Annotated in this window: 20 protein-coding genes and 2 pseudogenes; 8 read left to right on the forward strand and 14 right to left on the reverse strand. The window is 72.4% G+C overall.

Annotated elements, in window-relative coordinates:
* The first annotated feature begins 95 nt into the window (after positions 1–95).
* Together OG521_13400 and OG521_13405 are read left to right on the forward strand one after the other, a co-directional pair.
* Positions 96–1145 carry a ketoacyl-ACP synthase III family protein gene (locus tag OG521_13400; protein WUW21726.1) on the forward strand — a complete coding sequence of 350 codons (1050 nt, stop codon included), beginning with the start codon at positions 96–98 and terminating at the stop codon, positions 1143–1145.
* Between the two features lie 115 nt (positions 1146–1260).
* Positions 1261–2787 (forward strand): alpha/beta hydrolase, encoded by a 1527-nt coding sequence (locus OG521_13405; GenBank protein WUW26673.1) that lies wholly within the window; start codon positions 1261–1263, stop codon positions 2785–2787.
* Positions 2788–2858: 71 nt separating this feature from the next.
* Here the strand turns inward: OG521_13405 and moeZ are convergent, their stop codons facing one another.
* The 12 genes and pseudogenes from moeZ to OG521_13465 form a co-directional block, all read right to left on the reverse strand.
* Positions 2859–4037, reverse strand: coding sequence for an adenylyltransferase/sulfurtransferase MoeZ (gene moeZ, locus OG521_13410; GenBank protein ID WUW21727.1), 1179 nt, complete (start codon positions 4035–4037; stop codon positions 2859–2861).
* A gap of 85 nt (positions 4038–4122) precedes the next feature.
* Positions 4123–4965, reverse strand: coding sequence for a spherulation-specific family 4 protein (locus tag OG521_13415; protein WUW21728.1), 843 nt, complete (start codon positions 4963–4965; stop codon positions 4123–4125).
* Positions 4953–5918 carry an NAD-dependent epimerase/dehydratase family protein gene (locus tag OG521_13420; protein WUW21729.1) on the reverse strand — a complete coding sequence of 322 codons (966 nt, stop codon included), beginning with the start codon at positions 5916–5918 and terminating at the stop codon, positions 4953–4955. The genes OG521_13415 and OG521_13420 overlap by 13 nt, the downstream gene beginning before the upstream one ends.
* A gap of 141 nt (positions 5919–6059) precedes the next feature.
* Entirely contained in the window at positions 6060–7541 is a 1482-nt protein-coding gene (locus OG521_13425) for a hypothetical protein (GenBank protein ID WUW21730.1), read from the reverse strand.
* A gap of 79 nt (positions 7542–7620) precedes the next feature.
* Complete coding sequence (locus OG521_13430; protein WUW26674.1) at positions 7621–9453, reverse strand: DUF3492 domain-containing protein; 1833 nt, start codon at positions 9451–9453, stop codon at positions 7621–7623.
* Positions 9454–9617: 164 nt separating this feature from the next.
* Positions 9618–9737, reverse strand: a pseudogene (locus OG521_13435) (hypothetical protein).
* A pseudogene (locus OG521_13440) lies at positions 9734–11236 on the reverse strand (ABC transporter ATP-binding protein). The pseudogenes OG521_13435 and OG521_13440 overlap by 4 nt, the downstream one beginning before the upstream one ends.
* Entirely contained in the window at positions 11233–12222 is a 990-nt protein-coding gene (locus OG521_13445) for an ABC transporter permease (protein WUW21731.1), read from the reverse strand. Before OG521_13445 ends, OG521_13440 begins: the two are co-directional and overlap by 4 nt.
* Complete coding sequence (locus OG521_13450; protein ID WUW21732.1) at positions 12219–13202, reverse strand: ABC transporter permease; 984 nt, start codon at positions 13200–13202, stop codon at positions 12219–12221. Before OG521_13450 ends, OG521_13445 begins: the two co-directional genes overlap by 4 nt.
* Before the next feature lie 2 nt (positions 13203–13204).
* Positions 13205–14932 carry an ABC transporter substrate-binding protein gene (locus OG521_13455; protein ID WUW21733.1) on the reverse strand — a complete coding sequence of 576 codons (1728 nt, stop codon included), beginning with the start codon at positions 14930–14932 and terminating at the stop codon, positions 13205–13207.
* Positions 14933–15424: 492 nt separating this feature from the next.
* Positions 15425–16807 carry a DUF3152 domain-containing protein gene (locus OG521_13460; protein ID WUW21734.1) on the reverse strand — a complete coding sequence of 461 codons (1383 nt, stop codon included), beginning with the start codon at positions 16805–16807 and terminating at the stop codon, positions 15425–15427.
* A complete protein-coding gene (locus tag OG521_13465; GenBank protein ID WUW21735.1) occupies positions 16792–17757 on the reverse strand; it encodes an alpha/beta hydrolase in 966 nt (321 codons plus the stop codon). Before OG521_13465 ends, OG521_13460 begins: the two co-directional genes overlap by 16 nt.
* A 109-nt stretch (positions 17758–17866) precedes the next feature.
* Here OG521_13465 and OG521_13470 point away from each other — a divergent pair, with 109 nt between their 5' ends.
* The 4 genes from OG521_13470 (at position 17867) to OG521_13485 (ending at position 19785) form a co-directional block, all read left to right on the forward strand.
* A complete protein-coding gene (locus tag OG521_13470) occupies positions 17867–18082 on the forward strand; it encodes a hypothetical protein (GenBank protein WUW21736.1) in 216 nt (71 codons plus the stop codon).
* Between the two features lie 168 nt (positions 18083–18250).
* A complete protein-coding gene (locus OG521_13475; GenBank protein ID WUW21737.1) occupies positions 18251–18892 on the forward strand; it encodes a TetR/AcrR family transcriptional regulator in 642 nt (213 codons plus the stop codon).
* A gap of 131 nt (positions 18893–19023) precedes the next feature.
* Positions 19024–19251, forward strand: coding sequence for a DUF3107 domain-containing protein (locus OG521_13480; GenBank protein WUW21738.1), 228 nt, complete (start codon positions 19024–19026; stop codon positions 19249–19251).
* Positions 19252–19515: 264 nt separating this feature from the next.
* Positions 19516–19785, forward strand: coding sequence for a hypothetical protein (locus tag OG521_13485; GenBank protein WUW21739.1), 270 nt, complete (start codon positions 19516–19518; stop codon positions 19783–19785).
* Positions 19786–19802: 17 nt separating this feature from the next.
* On the opposite strand, the gene OG521_13490 is transcribed toward OG521_13485, so the two are convergent.
* Positions 19803–20537 (reverse strand): ferritin-like domain-containing protein, encoded by a 735-nt coding sequence (locus OG521_13490; GenBank protein ID WUW21740.1) that lies wholly within the window; start codon positions 20535–20537, stop codon positions 19803–19805.
* 475 nt (positions 20538–21012) lie between these two features.
* Here OG521_13490 and OG521_13495 point away from each other — a divergent pair, with 475 nt between their 5' ends.
* Positions 21013–22935, forward strand: coding sequence for a DEAD/DEAH box helicase (locus tag OG521_13495; protein ID WUW21741.1), 1923 nt, complete (start codon positions 21013–21015; stop codon positions 22933–22935).
* A 107-nt stretch (positions 22936–23042) separates the two neighbouring features.
* Positions 23043–23888, forward strand: coding sequence for an alpha/beta fold hydrolase (locus tag OG521_13500; GenBank protein ID WUW21742.1), 846 nt, complete (start codon positions 23043–23045; stop codon positions 23886–23888).
* Between the two features lie 30 nt (positions 23889–23918).
* Here the strand turns inward: OG521_13500 and OG521_13505 are convergent, their stop codons facing one another.
* A complete protein-coding gene (locus OG521_13505) occupies positions 23919–24806 on the reverse strand; it encodes an NYN domain-containing protein (GenBank protein ID WUW21743.1) in 888 nt (295 codons plus the stop codon).
* Positions 24807–24956 lie beyond the last annotated feature (150 nt).

A 24956-nucleotide genomic window follows, 5' to 3' on the forward strand; every position in this document is an offset into this window, starting at 1 on the left:
GTGTATCCGCGGCCCCGCCCCGCCGGTCTGTCGGACTGCGACGGCCCGTCCGGGGCCGCGCCCCAATGGGCGGAGCCCAGAACGGGGGAACCTGTATGCGCTTCAGCGACGGTCTGACCATCGAAGCAACCGCCACCTGGCTGCCCGCCACCACCGAGAGCGGATACGCGCTGGTGGCCGACGGTGTCCTGGACCCGGAGATCCCGGCCGCCGCGGGGGTGGTCGAAGTGCCGGTCTCCCACCGGGAGTCGGCCCCCGACATGGCGGTACTGGCCGGCCGGCGCGCCCTGGACGGCGCGGGTGTCCGGCCCGCCGACGTCGGCCTGCTGGTGCACAACTGGATCTATCACCAGGGCCACGACTTCTGGTCCCCGGCCCACTACGTGGCCGACCGGATCGGAGCCAGGAACGCCCTCCCCTTCGGCATCCAGCAGATGTGCCACGCCGGCGCCATGGCCCTGCACACGGCCGCGGCCCACCTCACGGCCGACCCTTCGTACGGCACCGCCCTGGTGACGACCGCCGACCGGTTCGGCCCGACCGGATTCGACCGCTGGCGCGGCGACTACCAGGTCGCCTACGGGGACGGGGCGACCGCCGCCGTCCTCGGCCGTTCCGGTAACGGCCTCCGGCTGATCTCCCACGCGCTGCGGGCGGCTCCCGACATGGAGTCCATGTACCGCGGCGCCGACGCGTTCAGCTCCGCCCCGTTCGACCACGGCCGCCCCCTGGACATCCGCCGGACCAAGCGGGCCTTCATCGAGTCCGGGGGCATGGACCTGTTCGCCAAGACCGGCCCCGAAGCGGTGCGCGCCGTCCTGCTGCAGTCGCTGTCGGAAGCGGGCCTGAACGCCGACGACCCACGGATCCGGTACGTCGCACTGCCCCGGCTCGGCCCCAAGGTCCTCGGCCTGATGTACCTGCCGGTCATCCAGGAGCTGCTGACGGCGCAGCCGTTGCACCTGGGCGCGCGGACCGGCCACCTGGGCTGCGGCGACCCGCTGGCCAACCTCACGGACATCACCGCACAACGTCTGCTGGAGCCCGGGGAGTTCGCCCTGCTGCTCACCGGCGGGGGCGGATTCACCTGGTCCTGCCTCGTGGTCCAGCAGACCGGCGGCGGCGCGGGAGGGCGACGGCCGTGACCGCCGGCACGCCCTAGCATGGGCGCCCTGCGCACTTCGCAGGCCGGGTACATCGGGGAGGGACCCACACGTGGTCGCACACACACGCACCGGGGCGCTGGTCGTCGCCGCAGTCATGCTGACGGGAGCGCTCGCCGGCTGCGGGGGCGGCACGGACGACAAGCCGGGGAAACAGGCGCAGACCAGCGCAGCCGCCCCGTCGTCCGCCACCCCTGCGTCCACCGCCGGCGGACTGCCGCCGCTGCCCGCGTCCCTCACCTCGCAGCGGCTGGAGTGGAAGCGCTGCAAGGCCCCCGAGGGCGGCAGTGCGCCGGGCTCGGCCTGGCGGTGCACGACGGTCGACGTGCCGCTGGACTACGCGAAGCCGGACGGGGACACGATCGGGATCGCGCTGATCCGCAAGGAGGCGCGGGACAAGGGGCGCCGGCTCGGTTCGATGCTGTTCAACTTCGGTGGTCCCGGCGGTTCGGGGGTCTCCATCCTGCCGCGCGCCGCCGGTTCGTACGGGTCCCTCAACACCCGCTACGACCTGGTCGGTTTCGATCCGCGCGGGGTCGCCGCGAGCGCCGGGGTGCGGTGCCGCACCGACCGGGAGCAGGACAGCACCAACCGGAAGATCGACATGACGCCGGACACCGCGGCCGAGGAGGCGGCGTTCATGAAGGACGGCGCCGCCTTCGGGGCCGGCTGCGAGCGCCGCTCCGGGAAGGTCCTGCCGTTCGTCGGCACGACGAACGCCGCCCGGGACATGGACCTGATCCGTGCGGTCCTCGGCGACAGGAAGCTGACGTACTTCGGGATGTCGTACGGCACCGAGCTGGGCGGCACCTACGCGCACCTCTTCCCCAAGAACGTCGGCCGCACGGTCTTCGACGCGGTCGTCGACCCCACCGCGGACACCGTGGGCCACGCCCGTAACCAGACGACCGGCTTCCAGCGGGCGCTGGAGAACTACCTCAAGGACCGCGGCCAGGACCCGAAGGCGGGCACCCGGCGCATCGCGGCGCTGCTGAAGCGGATCGACGCCGAGCCGCTGCCGACGGGGACGGACCGCGAGCTCAACGAGTCGCTGGCGATCACCGGCATCGTGCTGCCGCTGTACTCCAAGTCCAGCTGGCCCACGCTCACCCAGGCCCTGGACGAGGCGGAGGACGGCACCGGCAGCATGCTGCTGCAGCTCGCCGACTCGTACAACGGCCGTGACGAGAAGGGCCATTACGACACCCAGAACCACTCCCAGCGGGCCATCTCCTGCGCGGACACCACGGCCCGGCCGACGGCCGCCGAGGCGAGGGCGATCGTGCCGGAGTTCGCGAAGCTGTCCCCGGTCTTCGGCCCGTTCCTGGCCTGGGACACCGCGGGCTGGTGCGCGGACTGGCCGGTGAAGGGCGAGCACGACACCCCGGAGGCGAGCGCGCCGGGTGCCGGTCCGATCCTGGTCGTGGGGACGACGGGCGACCCGGCGACACCGTACGAGGGTGCGCGGAAGATGGCGGACGAGCTCGGCGAGGGCGTCGGCATCCTGCTCACCAACAAGGGCGAGGGGCACGGCGCCTACGGCGGGAGCGGCTGTGTGACGTCGACCGTGGACGCGTACTTCCTGGACGGGAAGGTGCCGGCGGACGGCAAGACCTGTTCGTAGCGGGCGGGCACATGACGAAGGGGCCGGTCCGCGTGAGTGCGGACCGGCCCCTTCGTGTGTGCGTGCGTGCTCTAGTACACCGGCTTCTCGGGCTCGATCTGGTTGACCCAGCCGATCACGCCGCCGCCGACGTGCACCGCGTCGGCGAAGCCCGCCGACTTGAGGACGGCGAGGACCTCCGCGCTGCGGACACCGGTCTTGCAGTTCAGGACGATGCGCTTGTCCTGCGGGAGGTCCTGGAGGGCGTTGCCCATCAGGAACTCGTTCTTCGGGATCAGCTTGGCGCCGGGGATCGCGACGATCTCGAACTCGTTCGGCTCACGGACGTCGATCAGCTCGATCTTCTCGTCCGCGTCGATCCACTCCTTGAGCTGCTTGGGAGTGATCGTGGAGCCGAGCGCCGCCTCCTGGGCCTCCTCGGACACGACGCCGCAGAAGGCCTCGTAGTCGATGAGCTCGGTGACGGTCGGGTTCTCGCCGCAGACCGCGCAGTCGGGGTCCTTGCGGACCTTGACCTGGCGGTACTGCATCTCCAGCGCGTCGTAGATCATCAGCCGGCCGACGAGCGGGTCGCCGATGCCGGCGAGCAGCTTGATGGCCTCGTTGACCTGGATGGAGCCGATGGACGCGCAGAGCACGCCCAGGACACCGCCCTCGGCGCAGGACGGAACCATGCCGGGGGGCGGCGGCTCCGGGTAGAGGCAGCGGTAGCAGGGGCCGTGCTCGGACCAGAAGACGGACGCCTGGCCGTCGAACCGGTAGATGGAGCCCCAGACGTACGGCTTGTTCAGCAGGACCGCGGCGTCGTTGACGAGATAGCGGGTGGCGAAGTTGTCCGTGCCGTCCACGATCAGGTCGTACTGGGCGAAGATCTCCATCACGTTCTCGGCTTCGAGCCGTTCCTCGTGAAGGATCACGTTCACCAGGGGGTTGATCCCCTGCACGGTCTCCTTGGCCGACAAGGCCTTGGACTTGCCGATGTCGGCCTGGCTGTGGATGATCTGCCGCTGCAGGTTCGACTCGTCGACCTCGTCGAACTCCACGATGCCGAGCGTTCCGACACCGGCGGCGGCCAGGTACATCAGCGCCGGCGAGCCGAGACCGCCGGCGCCCACACAGAGCACCTTCGCGTTCTTCAGCCGCTTCTGCCCGTCCATCCCGACATCCGGGATGATCAGGTGGCGGGAGTACCTGCGGACCTCGTCGACGGTGAGCTCAGCAGCTGGCTCGACCAGGGGTGGCAGCGACACAGGAACCTCAACAATGCAGGTGGTCGGTTTCTACGTACTTCGACTACGTACGGTTGTTCTTGCCGTAACACTGCCACGCCCCTTCTCATTCCGAGATACCAGGTCCGATCCGCGAGACGATTTCGTCCCAGTACCTGGGCAGAGTCGCGAATGGATCGGTTTGTCCGCGCCCGTTCGCCGGATCCGTCTCACCGGTGCGGTCCGTGAAGAAGATCGTCCCGGCGCCCTGCCAGCGGGCGATGCGCATCGCCTCCTCCAGGTGGGTGCGCGGGACACCGTGGACGAAGTGGGCGAACCGGCCGGGCGGATAGCCGGCCGTCCACTCCGCCACCTGCGACCAGCGGTAGTCGGTCCACGCCCCGCGGAAGGTGACCAGCTGGTCGGCGGCCTCCGCGTAGCCCGGATACGGATGGGTGTCGTGCCCGAGCACCAGGTGCCCGCCGTCCTGCCCGCTGTCGCTCTCCTCCAGGAGGGCGGCGAGCGTGCCGGTGAGCCGGCGGACCGCCGGGAGGTCGGGGCGCTCGGCCGGACAGCGGTCGAGGTAGAAGCCGTCGACCCGGTACCAGTCCAGGTAGGAGCGCGCGTCGGCGATCAGCTCACCGAAGGGCCGGTTGCCGTACGCCAGATCGAGCTGTCCCAGCAGCCGGCCGGCCGACGCGCGCACCGAGTCCTGCGACTCCTCGCCGTGGACGGCCCGCTCCCGGGCGTTGCGGAGCCGGCCCGCCGCTTCCAGGCAGTGCGGGTCGGGGCGGGTGCCGGGGCCGTTGTCGATGTCGAGGACGGCCCAGTGCAAGGGGGTGCCGGGGCGGGCGAGCTCGGCCCATTCGACCGGTGCGAGCAGCGGGTGCGCGCAGCCGGGGACGCCGAAGCCGAGCTGTTCGGCACCGCTGGTGCGGCGGGCGGTGCCGGTACTGGTCAGATACGGCACGCCGCCTCCATCCAGATGTCGGCGAGGGACTCCTCCAGATTGATCCGGGGACGCCAGCCGAGCCGGTCCCTGGCGGTGCGGACGTCGGCCTGCTGCCAGGCACCGCAGCCGTCCGGGTAGGGGGACGGTGTGGCCGAGAGGTGTTCCATGACCGATTCGGCGGACGTGCGGGGGGCGCCGATGGGCAGCCGGGCGGGGGGCGTGTCCAGTTCGTGGAGCGCGCCCGCGTATCCGGCGACCTTGGCGAGGACCGCGGCGGCGTCACGGAGGCGCACGGCGCGGCCGGTGCCGATGTTGACGACGCCCTGGGCGGCGGAGAGCGACGCGGCGTGCACGGCGCGGGCGACGTCCCGGACGTCGACGAAGTCGCGCTGGACGCCGAGGCCGCTGAGCTTCAGCTCGCCGTCGCCCGACTGCATGGCGCGGCGCATCGCCTCGGCGAGCCGGCCGAGCGGGGAGCCGGCCGGGGTGCCGGGTCCGACCGGCGAGAAGACCCGCAGCACGACGGCGTCGAGGCCGGAGCCGAGGACGAGTTCGGTGGCGGCGAGCTTGCTGACGCCGTACGGGCCGCCGGGGCGCGGGATCGCGTCCTCGGCCGTGGACGAGCCGGGCTGCGAGGGCCCGTACTCCGACGAGCAGCCGACCTGGACCAGCCGGGCGGTGCAGCCGCTGCGCCGCATCGCCTCGCAGACCGTGGCGACGGCGACGGTGTTGTGGCGGGTCAGGTCGCGGGCCCCGCCCCGGGTGGCGCCGGCGCAGTTGACGACGACTCCGGGGTGGACGGCGTCCAGGAAGCGGGTGAGCGCTCCGGGGCTGCCGCCGGCGAGGTCGAAGCGGACGTCGGCGTCGTCGCCGCGGCCGAGCGCCGTGAGGTGCACGGCGGGGTCGGCGAGCAGCCGGTCGGCCACGAACCGGCCGAGGAATCCGTTGGCTCCGAGCAGCAGCACCCTCATCGCGCGCCCCCTCGGTGCCGACGGCGGGCTGCCGGTGCGGGGTATTGGGGGGTCATGTCCGGTGTCTCCTTGGGGCAGTTGTGTGCGGTGCGGGAAGGGGCCCGCGGCGTCGGCTCCGCGGGGCTGTGGTGTGCGTGTGCGTCAGGCGGCGGTGTGGGCGGAGGCCCGGGAGAGGGCGACGGTGGCGGTGGTCAGCAGGCCGAGTGCGGCGGCGCCGCAGGCGAGGGCGGGTACGGCTCCGGTGCCCCCGGCCGCGACGAGGGCGTCGACGGGCCGGGCCACGGCGTCGAGGCCGGGCAGCCGGCCGGCCAGGACCAGGGCGGGGGCGGCGGCCTCGACGGCGCAGGCGGCGGCGAGTCCGGTGGCGGCGGGTTCGGGGAAGCCGTGCACGGTGAGGAGCCGGGCCAGCAGGAGCAGTACTCCGAGCGCGGCGGCCCCGACTGCGGAGCCGCCTCCGCCGATCCCCAGTCCGGCCAGGTACAGCAGCCCGCCGAGGACGCAGAGGAAGAACGCGACGGCTGCGAAGAGCAGGGGGCGCACCCCGGCGGCGAACTCCTCCAGTGCGCGGCTGCCGTTGAGTTTGCGGTGCGCGTGCACGGAGAAGAGGTGGGCGCACCAGGCCGCGGGGGCGACGGCCACGGCGAGTCCGAGCAGCGGGGCCGGGGTGATGTCCCAGGGGCCTTCGGGGCCGCCGCTGAGGACCTGGTGGAGCAGGGCGTCGCCGTACAGGACGTAGCCCAGCAGCCAGCAGCCGAAGAGGCTCGCGGCACCGGAGGAGCGGCCGTCGGCGCAGAGGGGGCCGGAGCGCAGGGCGAGGGCGAGCGCGAGGAAAGCGAGGAGCGCGCCGCCGCTGCCGATGGCGAGCCGTGCGTCGCCGCCGAGCACTCCGTCGGTGAGCCGCAGCGCGATGAAGGACGCCAGACAGGCGGCGCCCGGCAGCAGCGCCCGGAGCGACCAGGCGGCGCGCGTCTCGATGTCGCGCGCCGGAGCGAAGGACGCTCCGACGGGCTCCCCCGCGACCCCGGGGACCCGTGCGAAGAGTTCCTCGGCGAGCGAGAACACGTCGCGGTGCCGGTAGCGGGCCGCGGTGCGGTCGGTGACGCCGTGGGCCTCCAGTCCGGCGGCGATCTCCAGCGGGTCGACGGCCCGTTCGCAGAGGTCGCGGTGGCGGTGCATGAGTGATTTCACGGGGTCGGCGGGCCCGCGCCGCCCGGTGGCGAGCTTGCGCGCCGGAGCGGTGTGCGCGACCTCGGGGGCGCGGGGGGTGGGGCCGGGAGTGGGGTCGAGGTCCGGGTCGGCGGCAGGGTCGGGCGGCGGTTCCGTCTGCTCCTGGGCGGGGCCGGGCGCGGCGGTCGGTGCGGGGGCGGGTGCCGGGGCCGGCGCGCTCACAGTGACGTCGACGTCACCATCACCATCGACGTCACCGTCACCATCGACGTCACCGTCACCGTCATCCGAAGCGCCCGGCGCGCCGGCGTCCGCTGGTGCGGCGGGCAGCCCCCACGCCGGTTCGGAGATGTCCACGACCAGGGTGCCCGAGGCCGACGCCCACGAGCGCTGGTCCCCGTTGCTGTTGGTCTTCGGTGTGCCGAGTGCCTCGGGCACCTCGGTCGGGCGGCCCATCGTCGTTCCTCCGTGCTCGTCACCGGGTGCACCGGTCGGTCCCGGTCGTTTCGTACGGCCCGGCCCGGCCGTCTCCTGGTCACACATCGCCGTCCCCCGCGCCGCGCGCTCCGGCGCCGACTCCCTGACCGGCCCAGCTGGGTGTCCGCCCGGCCGGCCGAGGCTCCGGCTCGTCGTCCGGCTCCGGCCACAGGCCGAGGACGTGGGCCTCCGGCGGGGTGGCGAAGGGGCGCGGACCGCCGTCGTCGTCCGCCACGGGCGGCCTGCGCACCGGTGCCTGCGAGATCAGCTCCAGGTAAATGCCGCGAAATGCCGCGAGGTTCTGTTCGACGGTGAAGAGTTCGAGCGCTCGGGCGCGCGCCGCGGCTCCCAGGCGCGCACGGCGCTCGGGGTCGCGCAGCAGCGCCAGGCAGGCGTCCGCGAGCGCCCGGGGGTTGCGGGGCGGTACCACGAGCCCGGTGCCGCCGATCACCTCGACGACCGCGCCGACGTCCGTCGACACCGTGGCCCGGCCGCAGAACATCGCCTCGACCAGGCTGATCGGGAAGCCCTCGACCACGCTGGAGAGGACCACCACGCCGCCCGCCGCGTAGGCCTGGGCGAGGTCGGGGATCTCGGCGCCGCCGATGTCCTCGAAGGAGACCGGGCTGTCGCCGATCGCGTGTGCGTCCACGGCCTCGTCGGGGAACAGCTGGTCGGCGAGCGCGCGGCAGTGGGCGAGATAGGTGGCACCCTCCGGCCCCTGCGCCGGCGCACCGATGATCCGCAGCCGGGCGTCGGGTTCGGCCCTGCGCACCTCGGCGAAGGCGTGCAGCAGCCCGATCAGGTCCTTGGCCGGTTCGATCCGGCCGACCCAGACCAGCGTGTCCGGGCCGCCGTCGTCCTCGCTCTCGCCGAGTGCCGCGAAGCGGCCGGACTCCATGCCGGGGTGGACCGTGCGCAGCTTGGCGGGTTCGGCGCCGCAGCGCTCCTGCCAGCGGCGGGCGTGGGTGTTGCCGGGGGTGATGAGGGCGGCCTGCCGGTAGACCTCGGTGGCGAGCCGTCCGTGGAAGTTCGCGAGCAGCGCACGCACCGGCGCACTCACCGGCGTACCCGTCGCCGCGAGGTAGTGCGCCCGCAGCTGCACGGCGTGCTCGGTGACCAGCAGCGGCACCCCGAAGAAGCGTTTGGCCAGCAGTCCGGGCAGCGCGGCGGCGCCGCCGGACGCGGCGTGGCAGAGGTCGACGGCACCGAGGCTCTCCTCGTCGTACCAGTCGAGCGAGAGCGGGCGCAGCGCCCGGTCGAGTTCCGCGGCGAAGGCGAGGAGATCGGGGACGGTGGCGGTCTGAACGGTGCGTCCGGTGCCGGGCGCCCCGCAGGCCGCCTCCAGAATCCGCAGGGCTGTCTCGGAGCGGAGCGCCGCGGGAAGTCCGCCGTGTTCGCAGGCCAGTTCGGCGAGTCCGTAGAGGCCTTCGGTGAACTGCGCGTCCGCGATCCGCGGATCCGGGCCGCCGGCCGCCGCGTCCCTGTCCCCGCCCTCCCGGTCCACTTCCCGGCCCAGGTCCCGCTCCCCGCCCGTCGCACCCGTCACACAGACCGAGGTCGCCAGCGCCGTGAAGTGGGTGACGAAGCGCCGTCGTTCGCGCCGCCCGTACGTCCGCGCGCCCCCACCGGTCAGCAGCCGTGCGAGCAGCCCCCTGGGGGCGTGCAGGCCGAGGGTGTCCTCGTCGGCGGTCCACAGCGGGGCGGTCCGCACCCGGCTGACCTGGGGCGGGAGCTGGACCCAGCCCTGCGCCTCCTGCTCGGCGGTACGGCTGAGCGCGAAGAGATCGAACTCGTGCTGCGCGAGCCCGCGCACCAGACGGTCGCACCAGAGTCTGGACTCACCGGACGCATACGGATAACCACCGTCGGTGAGCAGTCCGATCCGCACGAGCACACCCCCGATCTCCCTTGTGAGCGGCCGCCGTTGGATCGGCGACTCGCAGCGGGACGACCGTAAGCGGATACGCCGGTGGTGCGACGGACGGTTGTCCGTCGCACCACCGAAAGGGGTGAACCGTCGTAACTTTCCCGCCCCGGTAGCGTTCCGTCGCGCTATAGAGGCAGTCGATTACGGAGGGTCAGGCTGCGGCCAGCTCCCTGCGGGCCGCGCGGCGCACCGCCGCGAGCGCCGGATCGAGGGCGGGGACGGCCGCCAGCAGCTGCCGCGTGTAGGGGTCGCGGGGCTCGCCGTACACCTGCTCCACCGGGCCCTCCTCCACGATCCGGCCCTGCCGCATGACGGCGACCCGGTCGCTGACCTGGCGTACCACGGCGAGGTCGTGGGCGATGAACACCAGGGCGAGGCCCAGCTCCCGCTGGAGTTCGGCCAGCAGGGCGGTCACCTGGGCCTGGGTCGTCACGTCGAGCGCGGAGACCGCCTCGTCGCAGACGATGAGCTCGGGTTCGGCGGCCAGCGCCCGCGCGATCCCGACCCGTTGGCGCTGCCCGCCGCTGAACTCGTGCGGATAGCGGTCGTACTGCTCCGCGTCGAGGCCGACGCGTCCCAGCAGGTCCCCCACGCGCGCCCTGATCACGCCCTCGTCGCGCTCCCCGCGCGCCCTCAGCGGGTCGGCCACCGACTCACCGACGGAGCGGCGCGGGTTGAGCGAGGAGACCGGGTCCTGGAAGACCATCTGGACCCGGGCCGCCCGGCCGATCCGGCCGGAGGTGGGTTCCAGCAGGCCGACGAGCATCCGCCCGAGGGTGGTCTTGCCGCTGCCGCTCTCGCCGACGATGCCGAGCGTCTCGCCGCGGCGGACCGTGAGGGAGACCCCGTCGACGGCGGCCAGTGCGGACTTCCCGCGCCCGAACACCTGCCGTACGCCTTCGGCGTCGACCAGCACATCGCCCTCGGCGGCCGCCGTGGCACCGGCCCCGTCGGGGGCCTTCTCCGCCGCCGGGGCGATGCGCGGCACCGCCGACAGCAGCGCCTTCGTGTACGGCTCGCGGGGCGCGCCGAGCACCTCGGCCACCGGACCGCGCTCCACCGCGCGCCCCGACTGCATGACCAGCACCTCGTCCACCGACTCGGCGGCCACGCCCACGTCATGGGTGACCAGCAGCAGTCCCATGCCCGTCTCGCGGCGCAGATCGTGCAGCAGGTCGAGGATCTGCGCCTGGACGGTGACGTCGAGCGCGGTCGTCGGCTCGTCGGCGATCAGCAGTTCGGGTTCGCAGGCCAGCGCCATCGCGATGAGCGCCCGCTGCCGCATCCCGCCGGAGAACTCGTGCGGCCTGGACCGTGAGCGGCGTACCGCGTCCGGGATCCCGACCCGGTCCAGCACCTCCACGGCCCTGGTCCGCGCGGCCCGCCGGGAGACGCGGTGGTGGACCCGGTACACCTGGGCGATCTGGTCGCCGACCGCGTAGTACGGGTCCAGCGAGGAGAGCGGGTCCTGGAAGACCATGGCGGCCTTCGCCCCGCGCAGCCCGCGCAGTTCGGCGTCCGCCGCGGCCTGGACGTCCACGCCGGCGACCCGGATCGAGCCGCCGACCTTCGCGCCGGTCCCGCGGTGCAGCCCGAGCAGGGCGTAGGCGGAGGCGCTCTTGCCGGAGCCGGACTCGCCGACGACTCCGAGCGCGCCGCCCGCCTCCAGCGAGAAGGACAGTCCGCGCACCGCGTGCACGTCGCCGAACGAGATCGAGAGATCGGTGACCTCGACGAGACTCATGACAGCACCACCCGTCGGTCGGCCATCGCCTGGAGGACGTCCGCGACGGCATTGGCAAGGACGACGAAGAACCCGGTGACGAGCACCAGTCCGACGACGACCGGGAGGTCCACCTGCTTGACGGCCTCGACGAGTTCGCGCCCGACGCCCGGAATCCCGAAGAGGGACTCGGTGAGCACGGCACCGCCGAACATCGAGCCGATGTCGAGTGCGCCGAGCGCGATCACCGGCGCGAGCGCCCCGCGCAGGGCGTGCCGTCCGACGATCGTGCGCTCACTGACCCCGTACGCCCTGAAGGTGCGGACATGGTCCTCGGCCAGCGTCTCCAGCATCGAGGCCCGGGTCATCCGGGCGTACGGGGCGGCGGAGACGAGCGCGAGCGAGATCCAGGGCAGCAGCAGGTTCCAGGCCCACTGTTCCGGGTTCTCGGTCAGGGGGACGTAGTCCGGGAACGGCAGGATCTGGAGCGCCGTGACGCAGATGATGATCAGCAGCAGGCCGATCACGAAGACGGGCGTCGCCATGCCGGCCAGGGTGATCCAGGTGAGGACGCGCTCGGTGGCGCGGCCGCGCCGCCACACCGAGAGGAGTCCGGTGCCGACGCCCAGCAGCATCCACAGCACGAAAGCGCCGACGGCGAGCGAGGCGGTGGCGGGCAGCTTGGCGACGATCAGCTGGGTGACCTGCTGGCCGCTCTGGTACGAGAGTCCCAGGCACGGGGCCTGGCAGTGCACCACTCCGGTACCGGTGGAGTAGTCGCGTCCGGCGACCAGGGCCTGGAGGAAGTGCGCGTACTGCACGTACACCGGGTCGCCGAGGTGCAGTTGCTCGCTGACCTGGGCGACCTGCGCGGGCGAGCAGCGCGGTCCGCAGGCGATCTGCGCGACGTCGCCCGGTGCCACGTAGAACGCGGCGTAGACGACGACGCTGAGGGCGAGCAGGACGAAGAACGCCCCGCCGAGGCGGCGCAGCAGGAACAAGCTCATGCTCCGGCCTCCTTCTTGCGCCCGGTGCCGATCCGCAGCCGGGAGGCGGCGCGCGGGTCGAGCGCGGTGCGCACACCCTCGCCGAGGACGGTGAGGGCGAGCACGGTGACGAAGAGCAGCAGCGCCGGGATCAGCAGGTAGGTGGGCGCGGCCTGGTACCAGGTGTCGGCGTCGCTGAGCATCTGTCCCCAGGACGGTGTCGGAGGCTTGATGCCGACGCCGAGGAAGGACAGGGCCGCCTCGACGACGATGTTGCCGGGGAAGAGCAGGACGGCGTACGTGATCACGGGCGCGGCCAGCGAGGGCAGCAGTTCGCGGCGGGCGATCTGCCAGGAGCTCCAGCCGCTGAGCCGGGCGGCCGCGACGTGGTCGCGCGACTTCAGGGAGAGGGTCTGGGCGCGGACGATCTTCGAGATGCCGGACCAGCCGACCAGGCCGACGATCACGGCGATGAGGACCGGGCGGGGGAAGCCGGCCGGGACGACGGCGAGCGCGCCGAGCGCGATCACCATGACCGGCAGGGCGACGACGACGTCGGTGACCCGGCTGAGCGCCTGGTCGACGAAGCGGTTGCCGAGCCCGGCGGAGAGGCCGACGACGACGCCGATGGCCACCTGGAGCAGGGTCGCGCCGAGCGCGACGCCGAGCGAGACGCGGGCGCCGTAGACGACGCGCGCGAAGAGGTCGCGTCCGGTGAGCGGTTCGACGCCGAGCCAGTGCTCGGCGCTGATTCCGCCGAAGGACCCGACCGGGACGCCGCCGGTGGCGGAGTCGACGAGACCGGGGTGGTACGTGGTGGGGTTCTGGCCCTCGATGCCCGTGAGCAGGGGCGCGGCGAGCGCGGCGAGGACCAGCAGAGCGACGATGCCGGCCGCCACGAGGGCGGCACGGCGGGCGCGCAGCCGGCGCCAGAACGGATGGGCCCCGGAGGCGGGGGCCGCGACGGCCCCCGCCTCCTTGACCAGCAGTGCCTCGGCCATGGTTACTTGACCGCGACCTGCGAGATGTCGAGGACGCCGGTCCAGTCGCTGATGACGACGTTCTTGACGGACTCGCCGTACAGGCGCTTGTAGACCGGGTGGAACAGCGGCACGGTCAGCGCCTGCTCACCGACCTTCTTGTCGAGCGCGCCCCAGCGCTTGGCGGCGGCGCTCAGGTCGGTCAGCTTGTTGATCTCGTCGATCTCCTTGTTGACCGCGGGGTCGTTCAGCTGCGAGGCGTTGAAGTTGTACCCGGACTTGACGATCTGGCGTCCGTCGAAGATCGGGGCGAAGAACGGACCGCCGGAGGGCCAGTCGGCACCCCAGCCGCCGAGGAAGAAGCCCGGCTCGGTCTTCACGTTGTAGATCGTGTCCGAGTAGGCGTTGGACTCCAGGCCGCGGAGCTTGACGGTGATGCCGGCCTTCCTGAGCGCCTCCTGCAGTGCGGTGGCGATCTCCGGGCTGGTCTCGAAGTTCTTGTCGTTGTTGTGCGTGAGGGTGACGGTCAGCCCCTTGGGGTAACCGGCCTCCTTCAGCAGTTCCCTGGCCTTGGCCGCGTTGCCGCCCTTGCCGGCCGGGAAGGCGTCGTACGGCGTGTAGCCGAAGGAGGCCTGGTCGGGCAGGAAGGTGGTGGCGGGCTCGGCGAGCGAGGAGCCGCCCGCGGCGTTGACCACGGAGGTGCGGTCGACGGCGTACGAGATGGCCTGGCGGACCTTCGGGTTGTCGAACGGCTTCACCTTCGGGTTGAAGGCGATGTAGTTCGTGTAGCCGAAGTGGCCGGTGCCGACGCGGGCGGCGAGCTTCTTGTCGCCGCTGACCTTGGCGAGTTCGGCCGGGCCGAGGTTGGTGTCGGTGGTGACGGCCGCGGCGTCGGTGCCCTGGGAGGCGGACAGCCGCTGGTTGATGACGGCGGAGTCGAGCCCGGAGCGGACGTCGATCCGGTCGGGGTAGGCCTTGCGCTCCTCGTCGGTCGAGGCCGACCAGTGCGGGTTGCGCTCCAGGGTGAGGCGCTCGCCGTCGCCCTCGTTCTTGACGACCTTGTACGGGCCGGAGGAGAGCGGGTGCTCCTCGTACTTCGTACCGGTGTCCTTGGCCTTCGGAACCGGGGTGGTCTGGGTCTGGGTGGCCAGGTAGGGGAATTCGCCCTCGGGCTTGTTCAGGTGGAAGACGATGGTCTTCGCGTCGGGCGTCTCGATCGAGGCGAGGCCCTTCTTGTCCTTGTACGGGCCCTGGTAGTCGGCCCCGCCGATCAGCCAGTCGCGCAGGTAGGGCGCGCCGCCGGAGAGCTCGGCCGCGAAGGAGCGCTCGATGCCGTACTTGATGTCGGCGCTGGTGATGGCGCTGCCGTCCTCGTACTTGAGGCCGTCCTTGAGCGTGTACGTCCAGACCGTGGCGTCCTTGCTGGGCGTGCCCAGGTCGGTCGCGAGGTCGGGGACCACCTTCGAGCCCGCGGCACCGTTCTCCCGGTTGCGGGTGGTGAGGGTGCGGAAGACGAGGGAGGGGACGTTGCCGCCGCCCGAGGTGTAGAGCCGCGCGGGGTCGAAGTCCTCCTGCGGGCGGCTGTTGAGGACGGTGAGCGTGCCGCCCTTCTTGGGGGCGCCCGCCGCGCCGGAGGTGTCGTCGCTGCCCTTGCTGCTGTCCTCGGGGCCGCAGGCCGCGGCTCCCGCGGCCACGACGAGTACTGCGGCGGCCGCTGCCACGCGGCGCGATATGACGGACGGTTGACGCATCGGAAGGTGACCTCTCGGAGTACTGCCTGGATGAAGGAAACAGCGAGTGATTCCGTGCAGGCGGCGACGAGGGACCTGAGCGCGCTACCGGTCGGGACAGGGGTGAAGGTGACCGGAACACTGGAGCTGCCGCGCCTGCGGACGGAGTACGCCCGGGCGCGGCAGTCGGGGAGGAACGGTCCGGGCCATCAGGGCTCGGACGGGGGGCCGACGCGCACTCGGGCAGGCGTCAGCAACAGTCGACGTCGGCGACGCTGTGCCCGGTCACGCCGATCAGCGCCAGCTCAATGGCGGCGCGATCGGAGGTGACGAGGCTGCGTGACATGCCGAGAAATATGGGCGACCGCCTGCCCGATGTCAACGCGATATGAGACAGCGATCTCACGATGCGGACAGGGCGTCCGGCGGAACACCCCTCGGGACATCCGCGGGCCGCTCCCGCCGGACCGCCCGGAGCGGCCCGGCCACCGCCCAGGGGGACCCGGACCGGACTCAACCGGTCGGGTACACCCAGGCGTTGGGGCGGCACTTGATGCCGTCGATGTCGAGCGACTTGGTCTGCTGCTGCATCACCGGAGCGAGCGCGCCCTTCGTGCCGCAGCTCACATGGTTGTGGCCCAGCCGGTGGCCGACCTCGTGGTTGATGAGCATCTGCCGGTAGGCGAAGAGCTTGTCCGGTCCGAAGGTGGACGAGCCCTGGGCCCAGCGGTAGGCGTTGATCATGACGCGCTCGGTGGCGGCGGAGTCGCAGGAGACGTTGTCCTCGGTGGTGTCCAGCCCCGACTTCGCGCACCAGTCGCCCGTGGTGCCGGGGCTGGCCAGCGTGATGACGAAGTCCGGGTCCCCGGTGGAGATCCGTTCGAAGGTCATGTCCCCGCCGTGCGCCCAGCTCCGGTCGTCGTTGAGCGTCTTCTGGACCGCCTGGGCGAAGAGCGCGGAGTCGAGCCCGAGCCCGTTCTCCACATCGATCCGGTAGCGGTACTTGTGCCCCTTGCCCGGAGCCTTCGCCGCGCCGGGAACCGCCGCGAACTTCCCTGAAGCGGCCAGCTTCGGGGCCATCGGATAGGGCTTGGCCATTTTCTGCTCGTACGAAAGGGGCTTGACCACCGCCGCCTTGGGCGATGGCGTCTCACGGTTGTCCGAGCGGGAGGCGTCGCCACCGCTCCCCCGGTCCACGCCCGCGGCCTGCGCGGCGCCGCTCCGGCTGCCGCTGTCGTGGGCGACCTGGCCGGCCACGACCACCGCGAGCACGGTCGTCACGGCGGCCGCGGCGATGCCCGTGAAGGTGCGGCCCCGGCCGGACCTGGGTTCCCTGGCGTCCTCGCCGGGCGTCCTCGCGTCCTCGTCGTCCGACGCCGGCGGACGCTCGTCCCGGTCGGTGAGGGAGCGGGACGGATCGGCGGGCCCTGCGGGTCCACGGGGGGCGGTGGGCGGTGCGGGCGGGCTGTCGAAGGCCTCGACGAACTCGCGTCGCGGTCCCGGTATCAGCGGCCGGGTGGCGGTGCCCTGCGGACTGCGCGGTGTCTGCGCGGGCCGCGGGCCCTGCGGCCGTCCGGGCGCCGGGTCCTGCGCGCGCGCCTGCGCGGCGGGCCGTTCGGTGTACCGGCCGGTCGGCCCGGTGCCCCAGCCACCGCCGGGTTCGCGCTGTTCGGGATGGCCGCCGCGCACCTGGGGCGTGCCCGCGAAAGGGGTATGCCCGTCGGCGTCGCCGCCCGGCGGGCCGTCGCCCGGCCGTCTGCGCCGGCCGCTGCCGGAGACGGGGCGGGCGCCCTCGCGCACTTCCGCGTTCGCCTCGGCCGGCCCGCTCTCGGGCGCCCTGGGCACAGGGCCCTTTCGGCTGTGTCGTCCCACGCCCCGGATCAGCTCCCGCCGCATTCGTCCAGCAGTTCCCGGAACGCCTGGGCGACCGTCTCCGGGTACTCCATCATCGCCACGTGCCCGGCGTCGGGCAGTGTCAGCAGTCGCGCATCGCGGAAGGCCGCGGACGCCCTGCGTGCCATCCGGTACGAGACGAGCCGGTCCCGTCCGCCGTACACGAGCTGGGTCGGCGCGAGCACGCGCTCGGCCTGACGCCACAGCCCGTGCTGACCGCCCAGTGTGTACGCGTCGACGATGCCACGTGCCGAGCGCGCCAGGGCGTCCCAGAAGTACGGCAGCGCCAGCCGCCGTTCCATTTCGGCCACCGCGTCGCGGAAGCCGTTCTCGGAGACTCGTGCCGGATCGCCGTAACAGAGTGCCATGACTCCGCGGGTGCGTTCCTCCGCGGTCCAGTCCCGGCTCATCCGGGCGAACAGGGAGACGATGCCCGGAAGGGCGAGCAGGGCGGTCGGCGCGGCCGACAGCTGCACGCGGATCTCGGGGAGCGCGGGCGAGACCAGGGTGAGGGTGCGCACCAGGTCGGGCCGGACCGCCGCGACCCTGGTGGCCACCGCGCCGCCCAGCGAGTTGCCGAACAGATGGACGGGGCCGCGCTCCTCGGCGTCGAGGAATCGGATCACCGCGCGGGCGTGACCGGTGACCGAGTAGTTGCCGTCGTCCGGCGGCGGTGAGTCGCCGAATCCGGGCAGGTCCACCGCCTCGCCGTCCAGCACGTCCTGGAGCAGCGGCATCAGCGCCGACCAGTTCTGCGAGGAGCCGCCGAGCCCGTGGACGAAGAGCGCGGGCGGCAGCCCGGTCCGCTCCGGCGGCCTCGAACGGACGGTCAGCGTCAGCCCGGGCAGCGTGACGGAGCGAAGCCTCTCCCCCTCCGCGACCCTGACGGCGCCCACCGTGGGGGCCACCGCTGCGGCGGCGGCACGGACTCCCGGCAGCTCGGTCGAAGACATGCGGCAATGTTACGAGACGATCACACCGTGGTTCATGTGTTCGCCGTCACAGACCGCGTAGCGCCTTTCGGGGCCTGCTCCTAGGCTCTAGACAAGGAAGGGAGTCACCATGACGGTCGACCCCAGTGACCCGGAGACCTTCGAGGACGTCCAGCCGGACGAACCCGGACAGGAGACCCCCGAGGCGGACGCCGCCGAGCAGCAGGCGGAACTGCGGCCGCAGGACGACGAACCCCTGACGGATGCCGGCCGGGACTCCGCGAACGAGGCGGATGCGGCGGAACAGGCGCGCGTGGTCGCACAGGATGAGGACGATTACCGCTGATACGCACCGCTATGCGGCAAGGGCCGAGAGGTCTGTGGCTACCGCAGTCGTCCGGTCCGTGAAATTCTGCGTCCGCGCCGCGCATACCGGGGTTACCCAAAAGTACGATGTCGGTAGGGCACGGCGTGCACGGAACTGCTGGGTCCGATCAATATTTTGGGAGGCGGCGTGACAGCCATCGAGCAGACCGAGGCGGCGCGCCCGCGGGGCACTCGCCTGCCCCGCCGCGCCCGACGCAATCAGCTCCTGGGTGCTGCGCAGGAGGTCTTCGTCGCGCAGGGCTACCACTCTGCGGCGATGGACGACATCGCGGAGCGGGCCGGGGTCAGCAAGCCGGTGCTCTACCAGCACTTCCCGGGCAAGCTGGAGCTCTATCTGGCCCTGCTCGACCAGCACTGCGAGTCGCTGCTGCACGCCGTGCGCACCGCGCTGGCGTCGACCACCGACAACAAGCTGCGCGTGGCCGCGACGATGGACGCCTACTTCGCGTACGTCGAGGACGAGGGCGGCGCCTTCCGACTGGTGTTCGAGTCGGACCTGACCAACGAGCCAGCCGTGCGTGAGCGGGTCGACCGGGTCTCGCTCCAGTGCGCCGAGGCGATCTCCGACGTGATCGCCGGCGACACGGGCCTGTCCAAGGACGAGTCCATGCTGCTCGCGGTCGGCCTGGGCGGGGTGTCCCAGGTGGTCGCCCGCTACTGGCTCTCCAGCCGGTCCGCGATTCCGCGCGACACGGCGGTGCAGCTGCTGACCTCACTGGCCTGGCGGGGCATCGCGGGCTTCCCGCTGCACGGCATCGATCAGCACTGACGGGGCGGCCGGAGCCGGTGTTCGCTGCGGGCGTTGCCCGCCGGGCCCTGGCCGGTCCCCTCAGCGGGCTAATGTGTGCTGCGTACGGCGCGGTTCACCGCGCAGGGACTGACCGTCGGAGGGACATAGCCGTGGAGGTCAAGATCGGGGTGCAGCACACGCCCCGGGAGATCGTTCTGGAGAGCGGGCTTTCCGCCGAAGAGGTCGAGAGCGTGGTTTCCGAGGCTCTCGCCGGCAAGGCGCAGCTGCTCAGCCTCACGGACGAGAAGGGCCGGAAGGTCCTGGTGCCGGCCGACCGGATCGCCTACGTGGAGATCGGCGAGCCCAGCACCCGACGGGTGGGGTTCGGCGCGCTGTAGCGGCACGCCAGGACGCAGAGACCGTGGAAGCGGCCCGGTGGGGATGTCCCCGCCGGGCCGCTTTTCGTGCTGTCCGCTCCCCGCTTTCCCTGCCGCGTGCCAGGGACGCCGATGTGCACGAGGGACACCGGCGGCCCCGGCGGCCGTGCCGTTCCTGTGCGACGGCTGGGCGAAGCCTGTGCCGGGGAGGGTTGCCCTCCGCCGCCCGGGGGTAGTACCGCCTACGACCGATTTGCCCGCCCCGTACCTGCGAGGTGATCGTCTGTGATCTTCGAAACCCTGGGCTCCGTCCTGCTCGGACTCGCCCTCTCCTGGGCGGCCCTGCGCTCCCTGTCACCCCGGCTTCCGTCCCGTCGCGCCGTGCTGTCCACCGGTGCGCTGGGAGCGCTGTTCGGCGCGTATCTCACCCATTCGGTCCTGGGGTCCGGCCATGCGGCGGCCACCCTGGTCGGCTCGGTGCTGATCGCCGCCGTGACCCTGTCCCTGCTGATCAGGCCGCGCAACCGCCGGCTCAGCCGGTCGGCGGCCGTCTGACGCCGGCGCCGGAGGGGCTACGCCGCCAGCCCCAGGGCGGCCATCCTCTTGGTGTGCGCCTCGGTGATCCGGGAGAACATGCGGCCGACCTCGGCCAGGTCGAATCCGTCGGCCACCCCGCCCACCAGCATGGTGGACAGCGCGTCACGGTCGGCCACCACGCGCTGGGCCTGCGAGAGCGCCTCGCCCATCAGCCGCCGCGCCCAGAGGGCGAGCCGGCCGCCGAGCCTCGGGTCCGCCTCGATCGCGGCGCGCACCTTCTCGACGGCGAAGTTGCCGTGCCCCGTGTCGTCGAGGACGGCGACGACGAGGGAGCGGGTGTCCGAGTCGAGCCGGGCCGCGACCTCGCGGTAGAAGTCACTGGCGATCGAGTCACCGACGTAGGCCTTCACCAGGCCCTCCAGCCAGTCGGACGGCGCGGTCTGGCGGTGGAAGTCGTCGAGCGCCTTGGCGAACGGCTCCATGGCGCCGGTCGGCTCCACCTCGATCGCGGTCAGCCGGTCCGTCAGCCGCTCGAAGTGATGGAATTCCGCGGACGCCATCTTCGCCAGCTCCGCCTTGTCGGCCAGCGTCGGCGCGAGCTTCGCGTCCTCGGCGAGCCGCTCGAAGGCCGCGAGCTCCCCGTAGGCGAGTGCTCCCAGCAGGTCGACCACGGCGGCCCGGTACTGCGGCTCTGCGGCCGCGGTGGCCCAGTCCTGGTCAGCGATTCTGGTGGATGCGGGGGCTTCAGTGGCGTTGTCAGGCGTCTCCATGAAGCGCAGAATAGCCCGCCCGCGGAGCGGTGGAAGGGTCCGGCCGCCGACCCGCCTCACACCGTTCCGATGAATTCGCCCAACACAGATGCGCGAATCCGGGGTACAGTGGTATTGCGCTTACTGAGCATTTTGCAACTGCTCGTTGCGCGAAATTGAATGAGGATGCCCGGTCGGTGGCCCGATCGGCTCCGACCCGACAGCCCTCCACGCGGTGCGTACGCCACGTACGACCGCAGATGAGGGGCCCCCTCAGCGGCACGAGCGCTCGAGCGACGGCAGTGGTCCCGCGCCACCCGGCCCATCCACGGCCGGATGACCAACCCCGGCACGGTACGACCCCCTTCGTTCGCCTCGGACCGCGTTTCACAGAAGAGGCAGCACCCTGACTACGTTCCGAGACCTCGGGATCCTTTCCGAGACCGCCGAAGCCCTTGAGGCCGTCGGCATCACGTCCCCGTTCCCCATCCAGGAGATGACGCTCCCCGTCGCGCTCTCCGGCTCCGATGTCATCGGACAGGCCAAGACCGGCACCGGCAAGACGCTCGGTTTCGGCCTGCCGCTGCTGGAGCGCGTCACCGTCCTCGCGGACGTCGAGGCCGGCCGGGCCAAGCCCGAGAAGCTGACCGACGCCCCGCAGGCGCTGATCGTCGTCCCGACCCGCGAGCTGTGCCAGCAGGTCACCAACGACCTGCTGACCGCCGGCAAGGTGCGTAACGTCCGCGTTCTCGCGATCTACGGCGGCCGGGCCTACGAGCCCCAGGTCGAGGCCCTCAAGAAGGGCGTCGACGTGGTCGTCGGCACCCCGGGCCGGCTGCTCGACCTGGCGGGCCAGCGCAAGCTCGACCTGTCGCAGGTCCGCGCCCTCGTCCTCGACGAGGCCGACGAGATGCTCGACCTGGGCTTCCTGCCCGACGTCGAGCGCATCATCACGATGCTGCCGGCGAAGCGCCAGACGATGCTGTTCTCGGCGACCATGCCGGGCGCGGTCATCAGCCTCGCGCGCCGCTACATGTCGCAGCCGACCCACATCAACGCCACGTCGCCCGACGACGAGGGCACGACCGTCAAGAACACGGCGCAGTACGTCTACCGCGCCCACTCGATGGACAAGCCCGAGATGGTCTCGCGCATCCTCCAGGCCAACGGCCGCGGACTCGCGATGATCTTCTGCCGCACCAAGCGCACCGCGGCCGACATCGCCGAGCAGCTGGAGAAGCGCGGTTTCGCCTCCGGCGCGGTCCACGGCGACCTCGGCCAGGGCGCCCGCGAGCAGGCGCTGCGCGCCTTCCGCAACGGCAAGGTCGACGTCCTCGTCTGCACCGATGTCGCGGCCCGCGGTATCGATGTCGAGGGTGTCACCCACGTCATCAACTACCAGTCCCCCGAGGACGAGAAGACCTATCTGCACCGCATCGGCCGCACCGGCCGCGCGGGCGCCAAGGGCATCGCGATCACGCTGGTCGACTGGGACGACATCCCGCGCTGGCAGCTGATCAACAAGGCCCTGGACCTGAAGTTCCCGGACCCGCCGGAGACGTACTCCACCTCCCCGCACCTGTACGAGGAGCTGGACATCCCGGCCGGCACCAAGGGTGTCCTGCCGCGCACCGAGCGCACCCGCGCCGGTCTGCGGGCCGAGGAGATCGAGGACCTCGGCGAGACGGGCGGCCGCGGCCGCAAGTCCGCCGCCGCCCCGGCTCCCGCCGTCCGCGAGGAGCGCCCCCCGCGCACGCCGCGTCAGCGCCGTCGCACCCGGGGCGGTTCCGCCGCCGAGGAGAGCGCCGCCACCGTGCCCACACCGGCCACGGAGACCGTCGAGACCCCGGCGGCCACTGACGGCCCGGCCGAGCCGCGCACCCCGCGCCGTCGCCGGCGCGCTCGCGTCGGTGCGGCGGACATCGCCGCCGAGGCAGCGGTGGCCGTGGCCGAGGCCCCGGCCGTGATCGTCGACACCGAGCCCGTCGCCGTGACCGAGGCCGAGCCGAAGAAGCGGACCAGGACCAGGGCGGCCAAGGCCGAGGTCGTCGTCGACGCCGAGGCCGCCGCGGTGACCGAGCCGGTCGCCGAGGCGAAGCCGCGCCGTCGTCGCGCCCGGGCCGCCAAGCCGGTGGAGGCGGTCGACTTCCAGACCGCCCCCGTGGCCGAGCCCGCCCCCGAGGCGACGGTGACCAAGCCGCGCCGCCGCGCCCGGGTGATCAAGCCGGTCGAGGACGAGGTCGACTTCCAGATCGCGCCGATCGCCGAGCCCGAGTCCGACTCCAGGCGTCCCCGTCGCACGCGTGCGGCGGCGAAGCCGAAGACGGAGGCCGTCGCCCAGGCGCCGGCCGCCGACGGCGAGGCCAAGCCGCGCCGCCGCCGGGCCCCGCGCACCGCCGCCGCGAAGGCCGAGGGCTGAGCGCACCCCGTGTGAGGCATGCCGGACGGGCCCGAGGGATTCCCTCGGGCCCGTCCGGCGTTCCACGGCCCGCCCGCCCCCGCGCACCCGGCCGTTAACCTCGTGCCATGAGCAGGCCACCCACCTTCATCCCGCCCTCCTGCGCCCGCCCCCGCGCGCTGCACACCGAGCGCGGGGACTTCGCCGTGCTGGACGCGGTGCCGCGTACGCCGCCGCGCGGCACCGTCCTCCTGCTGCCCGGGTACACCGGCAGCAAGGAGGACTTCATCGCCCTGCTGGAACCCCTCGCGGGCGCCGGCTACCGGGCCGTCACCGTCGACGGCCGCGGGCAGTACGAGTCCGACGGGCCGGACCGTCAGGAGGCCTACTCCCAGGGCGAGTTGGCCCGTGACGTGCTCGCCCAGACGGCCGCGCTCGGGCTCGGCGACGGGGCGGTCGACCTGCTCGGCCACTCCCTCGGCGGGCAGATCGCCCGCGCCGCCGTCCTGCTGGACCCGGCGCCGTTCCGCTCGCTCACCCTGATGTCGTCCGGACCCGCCGAGGTGGTCGAGGCCCAGCGGACCAAGCTGCGCATTCTCAGTGACGCGCTGACGACCATGACGATGGACGACGTGTGGGCGGCCATGCGCGCCCTCGACCCGCCGGCCGACGCGGACACGGACGGCGAGGACCTGCGGCGGCGCTGGCTGAGTCACCGTCCCGCGCAGCTGATCGCCACCGGCCGCCAACTCGCCGCAGAACCGGACCGGGTGGCCGAGCTCGCCGCCACGGGCCTGCCGGTCCATGTGATCTCCGGCGAGCGCGACGACGTCTGGCCGGTGCCGCGGCTCGACGGGATGGCGGTGCGTCTCGGCGCGCACCGGACCCGGATCGAGGGCGCCGAGCACTCCCCCAACACGGACCGGCCAAAAGCGACGGCGGCCGCGCTCGTCTCCTTCTGGGACGGCCTGTAGGAGGCGGCGGGGCCCTCGGGCGCCGGGTGGTCAGTACTGCGCCTGGAGGTGCTGCCAGAAGCCGTCACGCAGCGCCCGGCGCAGATGCGCATGTCCGCGCAGCGAGTGCTGGAGCAGCCGCTCGGCCTCGACCAGCAGATCCTGGTCGACGGAGCCCGGCAGGTACGGGTGTCCGGGCAGCAGGTCGGCCAGGGACTCGCGGCCCCGGGCGGAGAGCCAGGTGGCGGCGATCTGCGCACCGACGAAGCGGACGTCCTCGCGGGAGGGCGCGGGGCCGTCCTCCTCGTAGGTGGTGACGGCGCGTCTGGTCACGTACGGGCGGCAGAAGTCGAGGTCGAAGGTGCGCTGGCTGTCGACCTCCCAGAGCAGCGGTTCGGCCTGGTTGCGCCCTTCGCCCGCCTCGATGCCCCACAGGTGGACCCGGGCTCCGTACCCCTGCGCGGCCTCGACGGCCGACACCAGGTCCTCGTCGCCGCCGACCAGCGCGGCATCGCTGATGGCGCGGTGACGGGCGAGGGATTCGAGGTCGGTGCGGATGAGGGAGTCGACGCCCTTCTGCTGGTTGTTGGCGTTGAGGTTGCCCAGCCTGACCTTGACGTCGGGGAGTTCGGCGATGGACTGCTGCTCGACGGTGTGGATCCGGCGCCTGGCTCCGTCGTACCAGTACACGCGCAGCAGCCTGCTGTCGGCGAAGATCGTGCGGGCCTTGTCGATGAAGGCCTCGATCAGGCCCTCCGCGTCGAGGTCGAAGGAGCGCCGGTCCTCGGTGCCGGTGACGAGCAGCCCGGCCGCGGCGTACACGTAGCCCGCGTCCACGAAGATCGCGTGGGTCGACGGGGTCTTCGACACCTCGGCGAGCACCCGCTGGAGCAGTTCGTTGGTGCGGTCCAGACGCTCGGCGGTCTCGGCGTCGCTCATACGGGCCTCGTCGCGGATGTCGTCGTCCGCGCATGCTCGGTTACCTGCTGGTACTTAGACATCCAAAAAATTTCCTTAGCGTAGGGAATGATTGCAGGGAGCAAGTCGTTGTACACCCCGTGGGGCGCGAGACAGAGATGCCTGCGCTCC

It is taken from the genome of Streptomyces sp. NBC_01463 (assembly GCA_036227345.1).
Classification (GTDB): Bacteria; Actinomycetota; Actinomycetes; order Streptomycetales; family Streptomycetaceae; genus Streptomyces.

Coding starts and splice junctions, on each gene's coding strand:
- OG521_13425 (WUW21730.1), bottom strand. CDS start 7,541: ATGGGCCGCCCGACCGAGGTGCCCGAGGCACTCGGCACACCGAAGACC.
- OG521_13420 (WUW21729.1), bottom strand. CDS start 5,918: ATGAGGGTGCTGCTGCTCGGAGCCAACGGATTCCTCGGCCGGTTCGTG.
- OG521_13505 (WUW21743.1), bottom strand. CDS start 24,806: ATGAGCGACGCCGAGACCGCCGAGCGTCTGGACCGCACCAACGAACTG.
- OG521_13450 (WUW21732.1), bottom strand. CDS start 13,202: ATGGCCGAGGCACTGCTGGTCAAGGAGGCGGGGGCCGTCGCGGCCCCC.
- OG521_13465 (WUW21735.1), bottom strand. CDS start 17,757: ATGTCTTCGACCGAGCTGCCGGGAGTCCGTGCCGCCGCCGCAGCGGTG.
- OG521_13460 (WUW21734.1), bottom strand. CDS start 16,807: ATGCGGCGGGAGCTGATCCGGGGCGTGGGACGACACAGCCGAAAGGGC.
- OG521_13405 (WUW26673.1), top strand. CDS start 1,261: ATGCTGACGGGAGCGCTCGCCGGCTGCGGGGGCGGCACGGACGACAAG.
- OG521_13500 (WUW21742.1), top strand. CDS start 23,043: ATGAGCAGGCCACCCACCTTCATCCCGCCCTCCTGCGCCCGCCCCCGC.
- OG521_13495 (WUW21741.1), top strand. CDS start 21,013: ATGACGCTCCCCGTCGCGCTCTCCGGCTCCGATGTCATCGGACAGGCC.
- OG521_13455 (WUW21733.1), bottom strand. CDS start 14,932: ATGCGTCAACCGTCCGTCATATCGCGCCGCGTGGCAGCGGCCGCCGCA.
- OG521_13470 (WUW21736.1), top strand. CDS start 17,867: ATGACGGTCGACCCCAGTGACCCGGAGACCTTCGAGGACGTCCAGCCG.
- OG521_13445 (WUW21731.1), bottom strand. CDS start 12,222: ATGAGCTTGTTCCTGCTGCGCCGCCTCGGCGGGGCGTTCTTCGTCCTG.
- OG521_13490 (WUW21740.1), bottom strand. CDS start 20,537: ATGGAGACGCCTGACAACGCCACTGAAGCCCCCGCATCCACCAGAATC.
- OG521_13400 (WUW21726.1), top strand. CDS start 96: ATGCGCTTCAGCGACGGTCTGACCATCGAAGCAACCGCCACCTGGCTG.